Annotated in this window: 1 protein-coding gene; it reads right to left on the bottom strand. The window is 43.0% G+C overall.

Translation table 11 applies throughout. The annotated features are described in order from the left end of the window. Window positions 1-342, bottom strand: a 342-nt coding sequence (locus tag AWW67_RS06450) for an NHL repeat-containing protein (RefSeq protein WP_511474566.1), incomplete at both ends; no start/stop codon positions are given.

The raw sequence follows: 342 nt of genomic DNA, 5'->3' as shown, positions 1-342 counted from the left end.
CCATCAAGAAAGCCTTCTACACCAGAACCTGCGAAAGTAGTCACCTCTCCATTAGGCTCTATTCTACGAATTCGATCATTCCCTTCGTCAGCAACAAAAACTATATCATTTGAATTAATGGCAATATCGAAGGGTCTATTAAAGCTTGCAGCTATCCCAGTCCCGTCTGCATAACCTTCTGTTCCTGAACCCGCTAAAGTGGTAACTAAACCCGCTGAGGTTATTTTCCGAATCGAATGATTCCCGAAATCGGCTACATAAAGATTACCTTGAGAATCAATCGCTCCGCCCATAAGCGTTGTAAATCGAGCTTCTGTACCCTGTCCATCTACATTTCCAAAA

This window comes from Roseivirga seohaensis (genome assembly GCF_001592945.1).
GTDB lineage: Bacteria > Bacteroidota > Bacteroidia > Cytophagales > Cyclobacteriaceae > Roseivirga > Roseivirga seohaensis.
This window is presented reverse-complemented; position numbering and strand designations above follow the sequence as displayed.